This window comes from Ruegeria sp. BA2 (assembly GCF_056539605.1).
Map to the genome: position 1 here is coordinate 1 of NZ_JBQFVE010000023.1, position 17,118 is coordinate 17,118.

The window sequence follows — 17,118 nt, forward strand, 5'->3', positions numbered from 1 at the left end:
TAAGTTCCCCGGCCTCAATCCGCACCGCCTCCATCCGGTCAAAAAAGGCCTTGTTGCCGTCCAGCTCCTCGGCGCATTCATAGCCTGCCAACCCGAAGTCGGTGGCGCAGGCGATGGCCATAGGCATGGCGACATCCATGCAGGTCAGTTCGATGCCCTGAACGGTGTCGCGCAAGTTGCCCGTGGGCAGGAACGCTCCGGTGGCTGATCCTACGACGCCCATGAAACTCAGCTGCACCGGCGACGAATGGCCTGGAACGCCGGCGATTTCCGCGTCGCCCTCGTAAGTCAATTCGCCCCCGGGCGTATTCACCTTGGCCACGACCCGAGCCCCCGTATTGACGGCCCGAATGCGAATTTCGGTTTCATTGCCCTGCGGTTTGAACAGGCCCATCTCGATGGCAGCAGGGGCAACGCCGGACAGGATATTGCCACAGGTGGGTTTGAAATCGACCAGCTTCTCCTCGACCGAAACCTGCGCGAAGAAATAGTCGATATCGGCCCAGTCATCCTCGCTGAGCGACAGCATCGCGACTTTGGTTGTGACGGCCGCTCCACCACCAATGCCATCGATGTTGAGCGACTGCCCGGAACCAAGGGCAGCGATCAGCACCTCGGCCAGCGTGTCCAGATCTTCGGGCAAATCTGAGCGGCGAAAATACGGACCTTTCGAAGTGCCGCCACGCATGAAGATGTAAGGGATCGCAGTTTGGGTCATTTTGGATCCCTCACTTCAACGGCCAGGGTAGGCTGACCATGTCTTGCAACAGACCCGGCGGAAAATCGCGGTTCAGCGCACCGGCCATCAGGCACATGAACCCGATGCCGCAGGCTGTCAGGAGCAGCGTCATCTGCCAGCTTGCCCCGGCCCGGATGCGGAAAAACGCGATCAGGAAACCCAGCAGCGCGAGGATGAAACCCACCACCCAAGTCGCAGCGATCAGGCTGGCGAACCACGCGAGTGTGGACCACAGACCATGCGGTGCGCTGGCATCTTCTCCGGCGATTTCCTTGTCGGCAAAGATCGCATCCCCCTCGGGTCGCCGCATCATCTGGATCAACAGGATCACGCAGCAGAACAGCGAGACGCTGCCGATCACCAGAGGGATGATCTTGTCGGTCATATTATAGTCGGGGATCATATTGGCGTTGACCAAGGCGACGATCAGATAGGCCATGATCACCAGCAGGAAGATCAATGGCGCGCGCTTCGTGCCTGCCTGTACGTCACCTTCGGCCATGATCATCTTGGCCTGCCGGATGCCCAGAATGACCGAACCAACGGTGACCACGATCAGCACGATAACGATCGGGCTGAAGACATACTCCATGCCCTCCCCAAAGCTCTTGCGGAACCGGAACGAGGCGATCTGGAACGCCTGGTTGGTGAATTTCTCAACCGGGTTCGATAGAACGAAACCGATCAGGAAGGCCGGGCGCGACCAGTCGAAACGGCGCAAGAAGATGCCGATCAAGCCGATCACGAACAGGGCGAGCAGGTCTTCGAAGTTTTGCCCCGACTGGAAGGCCGCAAAGCTGATCAGCATGAACAGGAACGGCGCAAGGTAGGTAAAGCGGATCGTCGTCAGCTTGGCGATACCACCCGAGGCTGCGATGCACAGGATCGTGCCCACCACGTTGGCCAGCGCCAGCAGCCAGACGATGGAATAGGTGATGTCGAGATTGTCCTTGAGCATGCTCGGCCCGACCTCGATATCACCGGACCCCAACAGCGCCACCGCTCCGATGAAGATCGCCATCGAACCCGAGCCGGGGATGCCAAACAGCAGGGTCGGCACCAGCCCACCACCCTCTTTAGCGTTGTTTGAGCTTTCAGGGCCGATAACCCCGCGCACTTCGCCTTTGCCGAAGTTGCTTTTGTCTTTTGTGGATTGAACCGAATGGCCATAGGCGATCCAGTCGACCACTGAGCCCCCGAGGCCCGGAATGACGCCGACAACCACGCCAATGATCGAACAACGGACCGAAAGCCAAATGTTGGCGAACCAATCTTTGACACCGTCAAGCCAACCGGCCCCCAGAGATGCCCCTTTGGCGATCGAACGATCTTGCCGCAGCAGTGAGACGATCTCGGGAACGGCAAAGATACCCAGCCCGACGATGACCAATTTCAGACCATCAGTCAGATAGGGAATGTCATAGGTCGCCATGCGCAGTGAGCCACCTGCATCCGCCTCACCAATGGTACCGACCATCAGGCCCAGACCGGCGGCGGCCACGCCCTTCAACGGGATTCGTCCGGCCAGAATAGCAACCATCGACAGGCCGAGAATTGTGATCATCAGCATCTCGGGCAAGCCGAAGGCCAGTACAATAGGCCGCGCGATCAGGATGAACATGGTCAGGAAGGTGGCGCCGACCAGCCCACCGAACAGGGATGAGGAGAAGGCCGCCGAAAGCGCCCGCGCAGCCTCGCCCTTTTTGGCCATAGGAAAGCCGTCCAGCACCGTGGCTTGCGAAGCAGAACTGCCGGGGATGCCCATCAAGACGGAAGCGAAGGTGTCCGAGGTCGGCACCACCGCGACCATCCCAATCATCAGCGCCAGACCAAGGATCGGGTCCATGCCGAACATGAAAGGCAGCAGTAGCGACAGGCCAGCGATGCCTCCGAGGCCGGGAAAGACCCCCACAGCCAAGCCCATGACCACGCCAAGCACAAGATAGCCCAGAACGATGGGTTGCAGGATCAAACCCCACGCATCACCAAGCGCAGGTAAAGCGGTGGCGAAAACCTCCATAGCGGCCGCCTTTCATAAATCGTCTTGTATTTAGAAAAAGCGCGCGCCCTTCATTGGGCGCGCGACGACGTGTGGGCTTAGTTTAGCTCGACACCATATGCTTCTTTCAGCCAGTTCAGGACATATTGCTTGGCATTGTCGTCAACATTGGTCGCTGTTTGCAGCGCAGCTTTCGAGCCATCGCCAACGAACACCGGATATTTGCCCACGCGCTTGGACGAAATGTCCGCAAAGTCACCGCGCTCGGTTACAGCTTGGAACGCGGCGGTGTAGGCTTCGACGACCTCTTGTGGCGTGTCGCCGGGCAGGAAGGCCAGTTTCTGAACCGGGAAGCCCGCCACGAAGAAGGCCTTCCATGCGTCCCATGCTTCACCGCTGGTTTCGCAACCATCGGTGGCCTCGCAGACCTCTTTGAAAGTCGGAATGTCCGGGAAAGTCGGGTCGCGCACGATGTTACCGTCCGCGTCCAGCGCGCCCCATGTCATCATCGGCACAGCTTGGCCCGCCTCGACCAGCGGGGCCGACCCGCCCAGATAGCCGGAGGATGTCTGATAGTCGATATTGGCTTCGCCACGTTCGAACATCAGGCGGCCATCACCACGGCCCTTGATACCAAAGACGGGTTCAACATTCATACCCAACATCTGCCAGGCCAGCAGCGGCACAAGATCCAAACGGGTTGCGCCTTGCGATCCGTAGATGAAGTTGGTGTCCTTCAATGCATTGGCAGAGCCATCAAACTTAGCACCGTCTTCAGCGTTCAGATAAGCAACACCGCCGGTGCCCGACGCCATGACCGGAATCCAGTCATTGTATTCATAGCGCACGCGGGGATCGCTCAGCAGATACGGGAACTGAGTGGATCCGGATGTGCCAAACAGCAGGGTGCCATCGTCGTGCTCCTGCTCCTGAAACCAGTTCGCGCCTTTGGTCGAGCCGGCACCGGGCATGAATTTCACGACAACGGTCGGTTGACCCGGCAATGCTTCGGACAGAAGCGGCGCAAAGAAGTTGGCCCATTTGGCCGACCCGCCAGTTTCCGAGAACGGAATGACCCATTCGACGGTCTTGCCCGAGAAATCGACCTCAGCAGCGGCAGGTGCCGCGAGTCCGGCGGCGGCGATCAGCCCCACGACAGCGCGACGGGTGAAGTTGGAAATGGCCATTGGTTCCTCCCTGTTGACCAGACAACCACGTCAGTGCCCTCCGCACCACCGTGATTGTAATTCGAACTGCGGGGTTGATTCCCCCTCCCATCTGGCAATCATGGAGCGCCAACCTTGCGCGAAACTTGCAGGAGCCCGAATGCGGATCGTTATTGTTGAGGATAATGAGCCCCTCGCCAACGCCATTGCCTATCGCCTGCGGGATCGGGGCCATTCCGCTGATGTGCTGACAGATGGCGATGCCGCCGAGCTGTATCTGGTGCAGGAAGGGGCGGACCTGATCGTTCTGGATATCAACCTGCCGGGTCGTTCAGGGCTTGAGATCTTGCGATCCCTGCGCAGCCGAGGCGATAGCGCACCTGTCATCCTGCTGACCGCGCGCACCGAGACCAGTGACCGCGTATCCGGTCTGGATACGGGCGCTGACGACTACCTGGTCAAACCTTTCGAAATGGACGAGCTCGAAGCCCGCATCCGCGCCCTATCCCGCCGCAAGCAACTGGATTATGGCGCACGAGAGACCATCGGAGATCTTGAGTTCGACCGCACCGCCCGGCAGGTCAGCGCAAAGGGCCAAGCGCTCGATGTGCCGCGTCGGGAAATGGCTGTGCTTGAATGCCTGCTGGAGAGGCGCGGCAGGATCGTCCCCAAAAGTCAGTTGACCGACTACGTCTATGGCGTGGGCGCCGATGTTGACGATTCAGCCGTCGAGCCGCATGTTTCGAGACTACGCAAGCGCCTTCAGAATTTTGGCATACGGATCAAAACGGCCCGTGGCCTTGGATATCTGCTTGAGGTGGAAAAGTGATCCGACACGGTTCGCTCAGGCTTAGGCTGTTTATTCTGATCCTGACGCCATTGGTGCTGCTGGCAATCTTGCTTGGATACTGGCGATACACGGTTGCTCAACAAACGGCGCAGGAGCTTTTTGACGACAGCCTGTTGTCCGCCGGCCTCGCGATCTCGCGCGACGTTGCCGTGTCCGAAGGCGATGCCTTGTCGCCCACCACGCGCAGCTTGATCCGCGATGCGTCAGGCGGAGAGATTTTTTATCACGTGACCGGACCCGGGGGTATTTATGTCACCGGGTATGCATATCCGCCGGCCGAAGCTAATCCGTCAGAGATAGACGCGTACCAACCCCGGTTTTTTGAGGCGGTGTATCGGGATGAGTCGGTGCGCGTACTGAAAATGACCGAGCGGGTCACACTGGATAACCTGGTGGGTGATGCGACGGTCACGGCTTGGCAACGCATCGCGGATCGAAACGCTTTTGCCAACGAGCTGTCGATCCGCGCTGCGATCCTGATGGGTATTCTGCTGACCACTCTGGCCATTGTTGTCTGGTTCGGTGTCGCGCGCGGCCTGCGGCCTTTGCTGGATTTGCAGGACGCGATCGACCTACGCTCACCTGACGATCTGAGCGAAATCAAACGCCCGGTCCCGGTCGAAGTTTATGGCATTGTTCGAACCCTGAACCGGCTGTTTGGGCAGGTCGAGCACAGTATCAACGCCCATCAGGTGTTTATCTCCGAAGCCGCGCATCAGCTGCGAAATCCGGCAGCCGCAGTCCAGTCTATGGCCGAGGCGTTGTGGGACGCAAAAACAGATGAGGACAAGGACAAACGGATTATCGAGCTTGTGTCGGCAGCGAAAAACTCAGCCACAGTGGCCGAACAGCTATTATCGTTGGAGCGGTTGCGGCAGCCTACGCATCAAGATCAGATGGACAAGATCGATTTCCGTGTGGTTGTGGAAGAAGCCTGCGCAGAGATGGGTGTACAGATCCTCGCAAAAGGAATCGAGTTTGATGTTACGATGCCGGACTCGACAATTACGGTTTCAGGAGATCAGATTTTTCTAACTGAGGCCATCAAAAACCTGCTGGACAACGCAGTTAAGCACGGTGGGACTAATTTGAGCCGAATTTCAGTCGCGCTGCGCAACGATGCCGAGAACGTAAAGCTAACTGTGGCCGACGACGGAACAGGTCTTTCGCCCGACCAAAGCGAAGCTGCGTTCAGTCGTTTTTCGCAGCTAGAGTATTCCGGAGGTAGCGGTTTAGGATTGTCGATTGTCTCAGCGGTGGCGGAGCGCCATGGAGGGATAGTTGCAATCGACCAGGTCGAAGAAGGAGCGAGCGTTACGCTTACGCTTCCCATTGCCTTGTAGTTTGTTTCCAATTTTATTCGGAACGCTCATAATGCTTTTCTGCTGGGACGGATTCGAAAAACTTTCGAGCCCAACTTGGATTAAGCGCATTTTCGCTGTGCACCATGAGAAATGGCATGGTGATGCTCGGAGCCGCGGGTTGCACATCGAAATTCAGGAAATGCTCGCGCGACATGACGGCGAAGCCATTTACATAGTTCGGGTGCGCCGCCCGATCCGCGTAATAGTCATAGGTTGACTGCAACATCATGGCTGCATCCTGATCCAACGCAACTGCGGGAATGGTCAGAACCTCACCGGTTTCTTCGAAATGTTGGCGCGCGGCGCGGCCTTCAGCGACTTTTTCCGCAAAGCCCTCCGGGTCGGCCTGATTCATCGCCGGCACGTCACGGTAATACCCTGCAACAGCGGCAAACGCCTTTATCTCGGGACGGTTCTTGATTGCATGTGCGACATATCCACATCCAAGACATACGCCTACGGCTGCGATCTGGTCATTGTCGATGCGGTCATCAGATAGCAAACAGTCAAGGGCTGCCCCAAGATCTTCAACCTTATGTGGGTAGTATTCATACTGACGCGGAGACCCGCTGCTTTCACCATAATAACGGTGATCGATTGCCAGCGCGGCAAAGCCCAGCTTGGCGAGGGCCGCAGCATAAGTGCCGGTAACCTGCTCTTTGACTGAGGTCATAGGCCCGCCAACGATCAGTCCCGGAAATGGACCGTCACCATCAGGCAGGTGCAAATCGCCAACGATGGTGTTGTCACCGACCGGAAAGGAAACTTTTTCTACCGACATGGGTTTGATCCTTCTTTGGTTTATTGGCATCGAGCAAAGCGAATATCATTCTGCGACATGCTCAAATCTGACTTCAAGCGATGGCGTGCACTATGCGTTGTATGCGCTTCTTGTCGAAGATCCCGTTTTCTCCGAGGCTCGACACACCTTCCATGTCGAGGTTGTCCATAATCCGGATGGCGGCCTCGCTATCTTCAACACCTGCTTCTCTCAATGTCAGCGGCATTCCCAGATCAGAATAGAACTTCTTGATCCGGGTAATGACATCTTCCGGGCGTGGGTCCGGCATATCGAATACGTTTTTTCCAAGCATAACCAGTTTGCCCGATTTCTCCTGAATGCTTTCTTCCAGAAGCGCCGGTTGAACTATGCTCAGCGTTCGCGCGTGATCGATACCCCAATAGACGGTTAGGCTGCGGCAAATGGTGTGGCTCGCGAAATCCACCGGCACGCCCAGACCCAATATTCCGCTCAATGCCTGGTTCGCCGCCCACATCATGTTCTGGTTCCAGCCCGACGTTCCCGCTCTATCAAGGTTCCTCGCCAGATCGACCAGCGTTCGCATGACTGCCTCGGCATATCCATCTTGGATTGTCGCACCAACAGGGTAGGTCAAGTATTGCTCGCAGCAATGTACGAACGCATCCGATACGCCGTTCACCAACTGTCGCTCTGGCAGCGAAGACAGCACGTCAGGATCCATGATCGCAAATTGCGGGACAACCAATTCAGATTCGAATGCAAGTTTCAGGCTTCTATCGCGATCGGAGATCACCGAAATCGTATTGGTTTCTGAACCTGTTGCCGCTGTCGTAAGAACGACCCCGACGGGCAGGGCTTGTTCAACGTCTGCAGATCCGTCAAGCAGGTCCCAGCCTTCGCCTTGATACAAACTGGCTGCTGCAACGAACTTTGCGGCGTCGATAACGGAACCACCACCAACGGCCAGAATGAGGTCGATCTTACTTTCCTTTACCATTTGTATCGCGCGAAGGAGAGTATGGTATTCGGGATTGGCTTCGACGCCACCAAATTCGAGATAGCGGTGGTTTCGCAACGCAGCTTTTACAGCGTCAAAGACACCATTGCTTTTGATGGACCCACCGCCATACATGACCAGTATCTTTTGGTTCTCAGAAACCATTTCGCTCAGCAGTGGTATGGTGTTGTTGCCAAACCGTATGAGCGTCGGGGCGCGGTAGCTAAAGTTGAATTCGTGAAGCATTTGCACACCCTATCGATAAAGTGAGTTTTAGGTTTAGATGGCTCTTTCAAAGCTCTTCTGCGCGCCAGATTTCTGGCGCGCAGAGCAGAGTGAATCAAAAGAACGGCGTGTTGGAGTGAGTGGTGGCGCCGAGTAAGCCAGCGCTATCAGCCGCTCTGAAATTCACTCTATTTGCTCCAATTCGGATTTAGATATCCGAGCGGGGCAGGGGGTGTGGTTTACAGCCTACTGCTCGGGGAACGCGATGTCGCGAGCGCCGTCAAAGTCGATGACGTTGATACAAACCTCTGGTCCGGCACAACGATCACCGTGCAGGTCTCCGCCCTTGATATAGGCATAAGCACCCTGCGCCGATACTTCCTCGGTTCCGTTTGCGTCGATATGAACCCAGTTGCCTTGAACGGCGATACCCCAATAGTCATTGGAATGTGTGTGAAGGGGAAGCTCGACGCCAGGTTGAATGCGGAACGCATAAATTGCATCGCCACCTTCTTCGGAACCCCATAGAACGGCCACTTCAGCGCCATCAAGGCCGGTTTCCTGCCAGTCAACGTCATCAAATTTGATGACGTGATCATCATTTTCGCCCGCGGCAGCAGTCGAGGCAAAACCTGCGGCTACCATGGCTCCGGCCATCCAGATATTCTTGAGCATTTTGTGATCTCCTGTTGATCGTACTTTCGTAAGTTTGATTGAGGTTGTCTGCGTATGTCGGAGCGTCTTAGGCCCGGCTGAAGACGAACGCGGCATTGGTCCCGCCGCCCTGGCCAACGGCCAGTTCAATATTCAGATGCGCCTTGGCTTCGAGATAACGCGCAGCTGCCAACTTGTTGATGGTGACAGGAGCGAATCCGGCATTCTCGGCAAGCTCCGCCACCTTGTCGATGGCATTGACATCATCCCCAGCGACAAAAGCAGTAACCCTTTGTCCGGAGCGATCCATAGAGCTCTGGTTCATGACATCGGCAAAGATCGTGTTGAACGCTTTGACCACCTTGGACCGCGGCAGTGTTCTGCCAATCTCTTCGCCTGCCGAGTTTTCCTGACCCAAATGCAGGGGTGACCAGTCGTCATTCAGTGGGTTGGTGGCGTCGACAACGATCTTACCAGCCAGTTGATCTGCCAATGGGGCCAACACATCTTGCGCAACGTGATAGTGAACGGCGACAATCACGATGTCTCCGTGCTCAGCCGCCTGAGCCAGCGAAACGTCACCGCTGCGGCCACCGACAACGACATCATATCCACCGCGTGTGAAAAGCTCACTCAGACGGGATCCGACGTTGCCATTTCCCAGAATACCAATCTTCATGCCCATTTCCTTTCAGGATTGCATTTCCCGGGAAACTGCTCATCTTGGTATACATCGTCAATTAGGTACCCCGGAGTAACCATGGGGAAAATGGAAAATATCCCGCCGAACGCGTTTGTTCTGGATTGCCCGTCACGCGAAATTCTCATTCGCCTGGCGGAAAAATGGACCTTTTTGATTGTCATCGCGCTTCAGGATGGGCCGAAACGATTCGGCGCACTCAAGCGCCAGGTCGAAGGCGTTTCGCAGAAGATGCTGACGCAGACTTTGCGGAACCTGGAAGCAGACGGCCTGGTGATCAGACAGGTCTATGATGAAATGCCGCTGCGGGTTGAATACCAGCTCACAGCGCTTGGGCACGAACTGGTGCCGCTAAACACCGCAATAAAGAAATGGACAGAAGACAACATGCGCAAGATCCTCGAGGCGCGTATCAACGGAAGGTCCGGAGCTGTTTGATCGTCCCATGGCGACGGGGGAATCGCGCGGCGATCATTCCGTATCGACTAGAATGGCTCGACCCATGGCCTTACAGTTGCTGTATCTGACCAGGCGCTGGGGTGTTGTTCGATCAGATGGCGATAAGTTTGCGCAATGGCTTCGGGCCGCAGGCGGGAATTTGGTTTATCCGCAGGCTCTGACTGTCCCGCGCCTAGAATTGCGCCGTCAATATTAATCCATGCAACGTGGACGCCTTGCGGGTGAAGCTCGCGCGCCATGCTTTCGGCCAAACCGCGCTGGGCAAACTTACCCATCGCAAATACAGCGGATCGCGGGAATCCTTTGACACCAGCCGACGCACCAGTGAACAGGATTGTGCCTCGGGTACCGTTGATCGGATCTGCAGCCAGCATGTGTCTGGCTGCATGTTTGCCTGTGATGAATGCCCCAATTGCAGTCACGTCAACGGCGCTGCGCACATCTTTGACCGATAAATCAGTTATGGCCCCTCTGATACGGGCGGACGGATTGTAAACAACGACCCGAGGAGGTTGGGGCAAGGCATCGAACAAAGCTGCAACTGCAGCTTCGTCAGTCCCATCCACACGAGCAACTTCAGCCCCGGTTTCTCCGGCAACCATACGCAGCCGCTCACCGTTTCTGGCCGCTAGCGTCAGATCATGGTCTCTCGACAAATCCCGTGCTATTGCCGCTGACAATCCATCTCCAGCTCCGATGATCACCGCATGAGGCTTTAGCATTTTGATCTTCCTCCCCCGCCTGGGGCTTACATTACGCCAACAAAGTCAGGTTCTGTCATACATATAGCCCTCTAGAGCGGTGCTACTACGTTTAACTTGGCATGGCGAGGAAGCGACAATCAGACGAAGGCCTTTCAAATCTGCTGTGTGAGATAGAGTTACGGCGTTCGGCTGCTGTTCGCAGCCAGTTGGTCGAACTCGTAAGCTGCAGGACAATCGGGCATCTAACAAGTGAGATTAAATACCCGCTCTTTGGCTCTTAGACAGAAATTGTATCTCCTGGCTACTTCCGTCTACCGGGTCAGATAACCACCGTTGATCCAGACAGTCTGTCCATTGACCCACTGAGAATCAGGGCTCGCAAGAAAGGCAACAATTGGCACGATGTCATCAATGACTCCCAGACGTTGCTCGGTTGACAAGCGCGCCGCGTAAGCTGCCGATTGCTCATTCTCCTGACCATGAAAGAACGGCGTGTCCACAGGGCCGGGCGCAAAGGAATTCACGGTGATCCGTTTTGCGCCCAGCTCTTTGGCGAGCATGCGCGTGTATTCCTCGACCGGCGCTTTGGTGCCCGAATAGATCGTGTAACCAGGGGCAGCACCGGCCAAGAGCGAGGTTCCGGTGTTGATGATCCGACCGCCGTCGCGCATCCGTGTGGCCGCTTCGCGCAGGCTGTAGAACAGGGCACGGTTGTTGATCGCATCCAGGCGCTCAAATTCTTCATCCGAAAACTCTGCCAAGGGCTTCTTGAGGATCGCGCCAGCATGGTTCAGAACGATGTCGACGCCGCCGAAATTCTGCTCGGCAGTATCGTACATGGCGCGCACGTTTTCGACTTGGCCAAGATCGCCCATCGTTAGTGCAGCGCGCGCACCCTCGGCTTCAACCAGCCGAGCAGTTTCTTCGGCCTGATCCCGGGTTTCGGCGCGGTGATAGTGCACGACAACATCGGCCCCCAACTCACCCAGCTTCGCGGCGAAGGCACGACCCATGTTGTTACGCGCACCCGAAACGATGGCAACTTTACCTGCGAGCGGCTTTGCGTCGACCTGTTGAGCCTGCGCATGAGATGCAGCAGCTCCAGCGAGTGCAGCGACGCCCAGACCAGTCAAAGCAGACCGGCGCGAAATGGTGGTATCATCGAATGTCATGAATTTTGTCTCCTGTTTCTAAGGGGGAATTAGAGTTTGAAGCCGCCATCGATCTTGAGAACCGCACCCGTCACGAATGCAGCCTTGGGGTCACACAGGAACCCGATGACACCGCTCACGTCCTCAGGCAGGCCGACACGACCAAGTGCTGTGCTGCCAGCGATATAGTCGCGCGCGCCGGGGATGATCTCGTCAAAGAGCTTGACGTTAAAATCGTCGTCAAGGCCGCCGGGGGCCACCGCGTTTACAGTGATTTGTCGGGGCCCAAGGATTTGCGCCCAATAGAGGGTGACCGCCTGCAATGCGGCTTTCATGGGTCCATACGCGATCAGAGGTGGGAACACTCCGTTCGCGAGGCCTGAGCTCAGGTTCACGATGCGGCCCCCATCGTTCAATTGACACACAAGCGCTTGCGTCAGCAGCACCACGCTTTTGAAGTTGGTCGTATAAATGGCATCCAGATCGTCGCCGTTAATTTGGTCAAACCCGCCGATCCGCAACGTGCCGGCATTGTTGATCAGAATGTCCAAGCCATCGGCCTGCCAGTCTGACAAAACCTGCTGAACCTGTGATGCCAAGTCGGTCGCATTGTCACTATCCGAGAAATCAGCTTGCAAGGCTTTGGCGCGACGCCCTTTTGCTTCGATTTCTGCCACAACCCCTGCAGCGGCATCGACCTGACTGTTGTAAGTCAGGATCACGTCTGCGCCCTTCTCGGACAATTCCAAGGCTGTCAGCCGCCCGATATTCCGGCTTCCACCCGTCACAAGTGCGGTTTTACCAATCAGAGATTTTTCCATGTTCAAGGCTCCTGCGTTCAGTTAGCGGGAACCTAGGCGGTAGAAATTCGCAGCATCAGTCGTTCAATTGACAATCTGATGTAGACGAAATTACAACACCCGGCATGAAGAAGGCGGGTGAAGTTGCATTTTTAAAGGTGGTTGAACTTGGTTCAATTCGCGCTGCTGCGCGCGCGTTGGGCCAAGATCCTTCTGGCATCTCAAGACGTATCACCCAGCTTGAACAACGCCTTGGCACCAAGCTTGTGGATCGCCATGGGAACGCGACCCTCCCGACTGCTCAGGGTCAACTTTATTTTGAACGGCTGTCTTCGATCATCGATCAATTGGAGGCATTGGAAGCAGAAGTTAGCGGCGAAGATCTCGTGCCCAGCGGATTGCTACGGGTGACCTCTGCGATTGATTTTGGCCAAGAGTTCGTTGCGGATTGGCTCTTGAGTTATCGTAGAAAGTACCCCGACGTAGAATACGACCTCATTCTTGCGAGCGGATTTGTCGATCTCACCCAGGCTGGAATTGATGTCGCGCTCCGCGTTGGAAACCTTCCAGACTCAAGCTTGATTGCTAGAAAGCTGGCGGATGTTCCACGTGTGTTGGTCGCGTCACCAGAATATTTAAAACGCAAGGGGACACCAGAACACCCTGATGAGTTGACAGAGCATGACCATGTCTTTTTTGCCTCTGCGAACCGGCAGACACCCCTGGAACTCACCGGACCTGGAGGAGCTGTTGCGCGTGTGAAACGCACCAAGGGAATAGCGATCAACTCTGTCCGGTCAGCCGTGAAGGCGGTGCAAGATGGCGCCGGTATTCACGCTGGCCCGCTATGGGCGTTCGCACGCCACATTGGCCGAGACGATGTGGTTGTGATCTTGCCTGATTACACGCAAAGGCAACTGCCACTCTATGCCGTCCGGCATTCTTCCACAGTTATCCCCGCCCGGATATCAAGTTTCATTGAGCACGTGTCTGAGAGTGTTAGAGGTGTAGAAGGACTCATCCCTGCAGCTTCAACATCATGAATTGGTTGCTCAAATTCGATACAAATTATTGGGCCGGTTTGCCGGGCATAGATGTTAAGATCGCGGTCAAAATGCATACGACACCCGTTACGCGCGGCCTAGCCTGCAGGACTACCAAGTGCAGTATTCATTTCTTTAGACGGGTCGAGTTGAACATGTTTTCAACAATTCTCGTATCCAGATATTTTGCGGATCATTTTTAGATCTGCGGTGCCACCCGGCAAATAGCTTTACATCCGGCATGGGGATGGGGAGCGGTTTTGTGACCAGTCTACCTGTCGTCACGTCCGCCAGCGATTTAGGCGCGATCGCCAGACTTTGATCATCGCTCAGCAGTATCGGGAGCGTTAGAAAGCTATGGCATAACGTGGCGACGTTGCGTGCCAGATCCTGTTGCTGAAGAATATCGTCAAGCGTGGATGTTGAATTGTTGCCCCGTAAGCTGACTAGAACATGGGGAAATCGTGTTAGTTCTTTCGTCGAAACAGTTCTGTCAGCCAATGGGTGATAAGGCGACATATAGAGCATCAAGGGATCAGTCCTGAGCAGCGTCGCAGAATAACTCTCGGGCAGCATCCCGGGTGAGCCGATGATGAAATCCACAGTATTCAAGTTCTGAATGGATGCCACATCCGATCCGCTGAAGGGTCGAAATGCGGTTTTCAAATTTGGGGCCTCCTGTGCCAACTCGGAACGAAAGGGCGCAAGAACCGTTGCGATTGCAAAATCGGTGGCCAGAAAGATGACTGTGCCGGTCGCCTTGGCAGGGTCAAAGACATGTGGCGATGTGAGATTTCGCAGCCCCAACAGTACATCGCTGATCTGCCCACTAAGATCTTCAGCGCGCTCCGTTGGGGTCAGGCCATGGCTGCGCCGCTCAAACAGCGGATCATCAAAGATTTCGCGCAAACGCTTCAACGCGCCCGACACCGCAGATTGCGACAGGTTCAACCGCGCCGCACTTAACGTTGCCGAATGTGTGTCCATGAGTGCTTCGAACACCAAAAGAAGCTGCGGGTCCAACATTCTGATATCAGCCATGACGATATCATAGTTCAGTATATGCGCTTTGCAATGATATCATGCCGCTTTTAGGTTCCGGATCAGTTCAATTCTGAGGAGCCAAAATGACCCTTCGCAAACTGGCCATCGCCAGCGTTATCCCTACCGCCCTCACACTGATCGGAGCATCTGCCATGGCCCAACAGGCTATCGAATACAAAACCGAAACGACGACCTATGAAGGCACGTTATTTGCGCCCGAAAACAAAGGGGCGTTGGACGGCGTTGGTGTTCTGATCGCCCATGATTTCCTTGGGCCCAGCGAAAACCAGTTCTCTATGGCGCGTGATTATGCCGCCAAGGGTGCGACCGTATTTGTCGCGGATTTCTATGGCAAAGACGTGCGCCCCGATGGCCCCGAAGCCGCCACAGCCGAAGCCATTCGTGTACGCGGTGCCGTGCCCGAACTGCGTGCAGCGATGAGCGCGGCACTTTCGGAGCTGACAGCGCAGGGCGTCGATGCAAACCGCACCGCTGTGATCGGGACAAGCGTTGGTGGTCTTGCAGCTCTGGAACTGGCACGCACGGGTGCTGACCTTGGTGCGGTGGCCGTTCTTTGGGGTGTGCTGGAAAACACCGCAGCCGAAACGACACAAATGATCACAGCGCCTGTCACTCTGTTCCAGGGCGACCTTGATCCACTTGCACTAGCTGAGGCACGCGACGCTATCGCAGCCGAGTTTGAGGCGATGGGCGTTAACTATGATCTGCAGGTTTTCGAAGGGGTCGCCCACGCCTTTACCCTGTCTTTCATGGGCACTGATACAAGCAGCGGCTTTGCCTATGACAAAGCTGCGACCCAGCAATCATTGGCTCAGGTAGAAGCAATCCTTCAAGGGCTTTGATAGATATTGCCTGCCTTTGCATTGAACCCGAAAAGGCAGGCAAACGACATCTTTGACAGGGTTGGATCTATTGCAGTGAATATCAGATTCGCGGTTGTCGCTGAACTGAAGCTTCAAAAGCACGTTGCTGCAAACATTGGATGATTGGCCGTATCAGATCGAACCTTGAGTATCACGGAAGCGGTTTAACCGAAGCACACTCTGGTTGAGTAATCGGCTGATCTGTGCATCCAGTTCACGCTGACTTCGGATCGCTCAAAAGCTGCGACGAATCCTGCGCGCTGCACTAACGTCTGCAGCTCAAAGATAAGCGGGCCTCCTGCGGCATCGGATTAACTCACCGCAGCTGCCAGTTCAGGATTTGCTTCTAATTCTTTCAACAGACGAGCCTGCCGTACCGCAGGATCAAGTTCAGGATCACTGAGATGCTGCAACATGGGAACAACGCTCGCTTCGATTTCATCAGTCCGTGCTTGCGCCATACCGTGAAACACAAATGGGCGAAGATAGCGCATTTGCGCGAGCAATGCGGTCTGCTGGAAGGGTTTCAGGAACTCGTCCACGGAAAAGTTATTGTATCCACCTGCGTGATAGCTATCGGCAGGACCGCCCGTGGAAATGAGCAGAAGCAACTCGCGACCGCTGAGCTTGTCACCACCTGGCCCATAGGCAAACCCGTAGGTCAAGACCTGATCCATCCATGACTTCAGTACAGGCGGCGCGGAGTACCAATAGAATGGAAACTGAAAGATGATCCTGTCATGAGACAGGAGCGCGGCCTGTTCCGCAGCAGCATCAAACTGCATCGTCGGACCGCCTATCTCGGTCAAGTTGCGGATCGTGACATCGGCTGTTGAAGACAGGGCATTTATCCAAACCCGATTGATCTGAGATCGCTCGAGGTTCGGGTGCGCTGCGAGGACAAGAATTTGCATTGCCGCTCTCTTTCTTGATTTTTTGATTGTAGTTTGCGTGATCAGCGGCTCATCTGAAGCGACGATGCCGCGTCACTGGTCTTGGTGGCCCCTCAACGCCGAGACCGCGCCCTGTCAAAGGGCGCGGCGCTGGCTTGGTTATTCGGCCAGACGATCGACCACAGGTGCGAGCTGGTATTGCGACCAGAAGAATGTGTTTGCTGCGTCCTGATCAGCCGAGAGGTTGGTGGCCTCGACAATGCGACCGTTCTCAATGCGGTAAACGAGCGCCCAAGTTGTATCTACGTTCGGCTTGCCTTCCGCGTTGGACCAGCCACGGTGGATATCGACCACATGGTTTTCGTCAGCACCGAAATAGATCGGCTCTGCTTGGAAACCAGCAACTGCAAGCTGGCCAAAGAACGCGAGCACGTCGTCCCGGCCGCTCAAAGTACCACTCAGGGGGTGTCGACCCGGAATGTGCCATTGCACGTCTTCATCCATGACGGCAGCAATACCATCCAGATCATTTGCGCCGTAGGCCGCAAAGAAGTTCTGGACGACTTGTTTGTTTTCTTCCGGTGTTCCGGCCATTGCGATGCTTCCCGTTGCTAAGGTGGCAGCGATTGCTACGGAACGAATGATGGGTTTCATGATTTTCTCCTGGTGGTCTGAGGACACGG

General features: G+C 55.7%; 18 protein-coding genes. 5 read left to right on the forward strand and 13 right to left on the reverse strand.

The window, feature by feature from the left end; genetic code table 11:
• The 3 genes from ACR0NN_RS24365 to ACR0NN_RS24375 all read right to left on the reverse strand — a co-directional run.
• Positions 1 to 718, reverse strand: a 718-nt coding sequence (locus ACR0NN_RS24365; RefSeq protein ID WP_480685772.1) for a PrpF domain-containing protein, incomplete at its 3' end; no start/stop codon positions are given.
• Positions 719 to 728: 10 nt separating this feature from the next.
• On the reverse strand, positions 729 to 2,759 hold the full coding sequence (locus ACR0NN_RS24370) for a tripartite tricarboxylate transporter permease (protein WP_170726852.1): 2,031 nt from the start codon (positions 2,757 to 2,759) through the stop codon (positions 729 to 731).
• 77 nt (positions 2,760 to 2,836) lie between these two features.
• Positions 2,837 to 3,925 carry a type 2 periplasmic-binding domain-containing protein gene (locus ACR0NN_RS24375; protein WP_170726857.1) on the reverse strand — a complete coding sequence of 363 codons (1,089 nt, stop codon included), beginning with the start codon at positions 3,923 to 3,925 and terminating at the stop codon, positions 2,837 to 2,839.
• Between the two features lie 139 nt (positions 3,926 to 4,064).
• Between ACR0NN_RS24375 and ACR0NN_RS24380 the strand changes: the two genes are divergently transcribed.
• Complete coding sequence (locus tag ACR0NN_RS24380; RefSeq protein ID WP_170726860.1) at positions 4,065 to 4,733, forward strand: response regulator transcription factor; 669 nt, start codon at positions 4,065 to 4,067, stop codon at positions 4,731 to 4,733.
• Positions 4,730 to 6,097, forward strand: coding sequence for a sensor histidine kinase (locus ACR0NN_RS24385; protein ID WP_480685775.1), 1,368 nt, complete (start codon positions 4,730 to 4,732; stop codon positions 6,095 to 6,097). Before ACR0NN_RS24380 ends, ACR0NN_RS24385 begins: the two co-directional genes overlap by 4 nt.
• Positions 6,098 to 6,110: 13 nt before the next feature.
• Here the strand turns inward: ACR0NN_RS24385 and ACR0NN_RS24390 are convergent, their stop codons facing one another.
• The 4 genes from ACR0NN_RS24390 to ACR0NN_RS24405 form a co-directional block, all read right to left on the reverse strand.
• Positions 6,111 to 6,899, reverse strand: a complete 789-nt coding sequence (locus ACR0NN_RS24390; RefSeq protein ID WP_480685777.1) for an alpha/beta hydrolase — start codon at positions 6,897 to 6,899, stop codon at positions 6,111 to 6,113.
• Between the two features lie 73 nt (positions 6,900 to 6,972).
• On the reverse strand, positions 6,973 to 8,124 hold the full coding sequence (locus ACR0NN_RS24395) for an iron-containing alcohol dehydrogenase (RefSeq protein WP_170726866.1): 1,152 nt from the start codon (positions 8,122 to 8,124) through the stop codon (positions 6,973 to 6,975).
• Between the two features lie 225 nt (positions 8,125 to 8,349).
• Positions 8,350 to 8,778: a cupin domain-containing protein gene (locus ACR0NN_RS24400; protein WP_170726871.1), complete on the reverse strand. Its 429-nt coding sequence runs from the start codon at positions 8,776 to 8,778 to the stop codon at positions 8,350 to 8,352.
• Positions 8,779 to 8,845: 67 nt separating this feature from the next.
• On the reverse strand, positions 8,846 to 9,436 hold the full coding sequence (locus tag ACR0NN_RS24405; RefSeq protein ID WP_170726877.1) for an NAD(P)-binding domain-containing protein: 591 nt from the start codon (positions 9,434 to 9,436) through the stop codon (positions 8,846 to 8,848).
• Positions 9,437 to 9,517: 81 nt separating this feature from the next.
• On the opposite strand from ACR0NN_RS24405, the gene ACR0NN_RS24410 reads away from it, so the two are divergent.
• Positions 9,518 to 9,895 carry a winged helix-turn-helix transcriptional regulator gene (locus ACR0NN_RS24410; protein ID WP_170726884.1) on the forward strand — a complete coding sequence of 126 codons (378 nt, stop codon included), beginning with the start codon at positions 9,518 to 9,520 and terminating at the stop codon, positions 9,893 to 9,895.
• Positions 9,896 to 9,942: 47 nt separating this feature from the next.
• Here the strand turns inward: ACR0NN_RS24410 and ACR0NN_RS24415 are convergent, their stop codons facing one another.
• The 3 genes from ACR0NN_RS24415 to ACR0NN_RS24425 all read right to left on the reverse strand — a co-directional run bounded on the left by ACR0NN_RS24415 (position 9,943) and on the right by ACR0NN_RS24425 (position 12,592).
• Complete coding sequence (locus ACR0NN_RS24415) at positions 9,943 to 10,638, reverse strand: SDR family NAD(P)-dependent oxidoreductase (protein WP_170726893.1); 696 nt, start codon at positions 10,636 to 10,638, stop codon at positions 9,943 to 9,945.
• Positions 10,639 to 10,931: 293 nt separating this feature from the next.
• A complete protein-coding gene (locus ACR0NN_RS24420; protein WP_170726895.1) occupies positions 10,932 to 11,792 on the reverse strand; it encodes an SDR family oxidoreductase in 861 nt (286 codons plus the stop codon).
• A gap of 29 nt (positions 11,793 to 11,821) precedes the next feature.
• The gene (locus ACR0NN_RS24425) at positions 11,822 to 12,592 is read right to left on the reverse strand and encodes an SDR family oxidoreductase (protein ID WP_170726897.1); all 771 of its coding nucleotides are present in this window, start codon (positions 12,590 to 12,592) and stop codon (positions 11,822 to 11,824) included.
• 104 nt (positions 12,593 to 12,696) lie between these two features.
• Between ACR0NN_RS24425 and ACR0NN_RS24430 the strand changes: the two genes are divergently transcribed.
• Positions 12,697 to 13,614, forward strand: coding sequence for a LysR family transcriptional regulator (locus ACR0NN_RS24430; RefSeq protein WP_170726900.1), 918 nt, complete (start codon positions 12,697 to 12,699; stop codon positions 13,612 to 13,614).
• 135 nt (positions 13,615 to 13,749) lie between these two features.
• Here the strand turns inward: ACR0NN_RS24430 and ACR0NN_RS24435 are convergent, their stop codons facing one another.
• On the reverse strand, positions 13,750 to 14,655 hold the full coding sequence (locus ACR0NN_RS24435; protein ID WP_170726902.1) for a LysR family transcriptional regulator: 906 nt from the start codon (positions 14,653 to 14,655) through the stop codon (positions 13,750 to 13,752).
• A gap of 86 nt (positions 14,656 to 14,741) precedes the next feature.
• Between ACR0NN_RS24435 and ACR0NN_RS24440 the strand changes: the two genes are divergently transcribed.
• Positions 14,742 to 15,521 carry a dienelactone hydrolase family protein gene (locus tag ACR0NN_RS24440; protein ID WP_170726906.1) on the forward strand — a complete coding sequence of 260 codons (780 nt, stop codon included), beginning with the start codon at positions 14,742 to 14,744 and terminating at the stop codon, positions 15,519 to 15,521.
• A gap of 332 nt (positions 15,522 to 15,853) precedes the next feature.
• Here the strand turns inward: ACR0NN_RS24440 and ACR0NN_RS24445 are convergent, their stop codons facing one another.
• Positions 15,854 to 16,456 (reverse strand): NAD(P)H-dependent oxidoreductase, encoded by a 603-nt coding sequence (locus tag ACR0NN_RS24445; RefSeq protein ID WP_170726909.1) that lies wholly within the window; start codon positions 16,454 to 16,456, stop codon positions 15,854 to 15,856.
• A 138-nt stretch (positions 16,457 to 16,594) separates the two neighbouring features.
• Complete coding sequence (locus ACR0NN_RS24450) at positions 16,595 to 17,089, reverse strand: nuclear transport factor 2 family protein (RefSeq protein ID WP_480685781.1); 495 nt, start codon at positions 17,087 to 17,089, stop codon at positions 16,595 to 16,597.
• Positions 17,090 to 17,118: the final 29 nt, after the last annotated feature.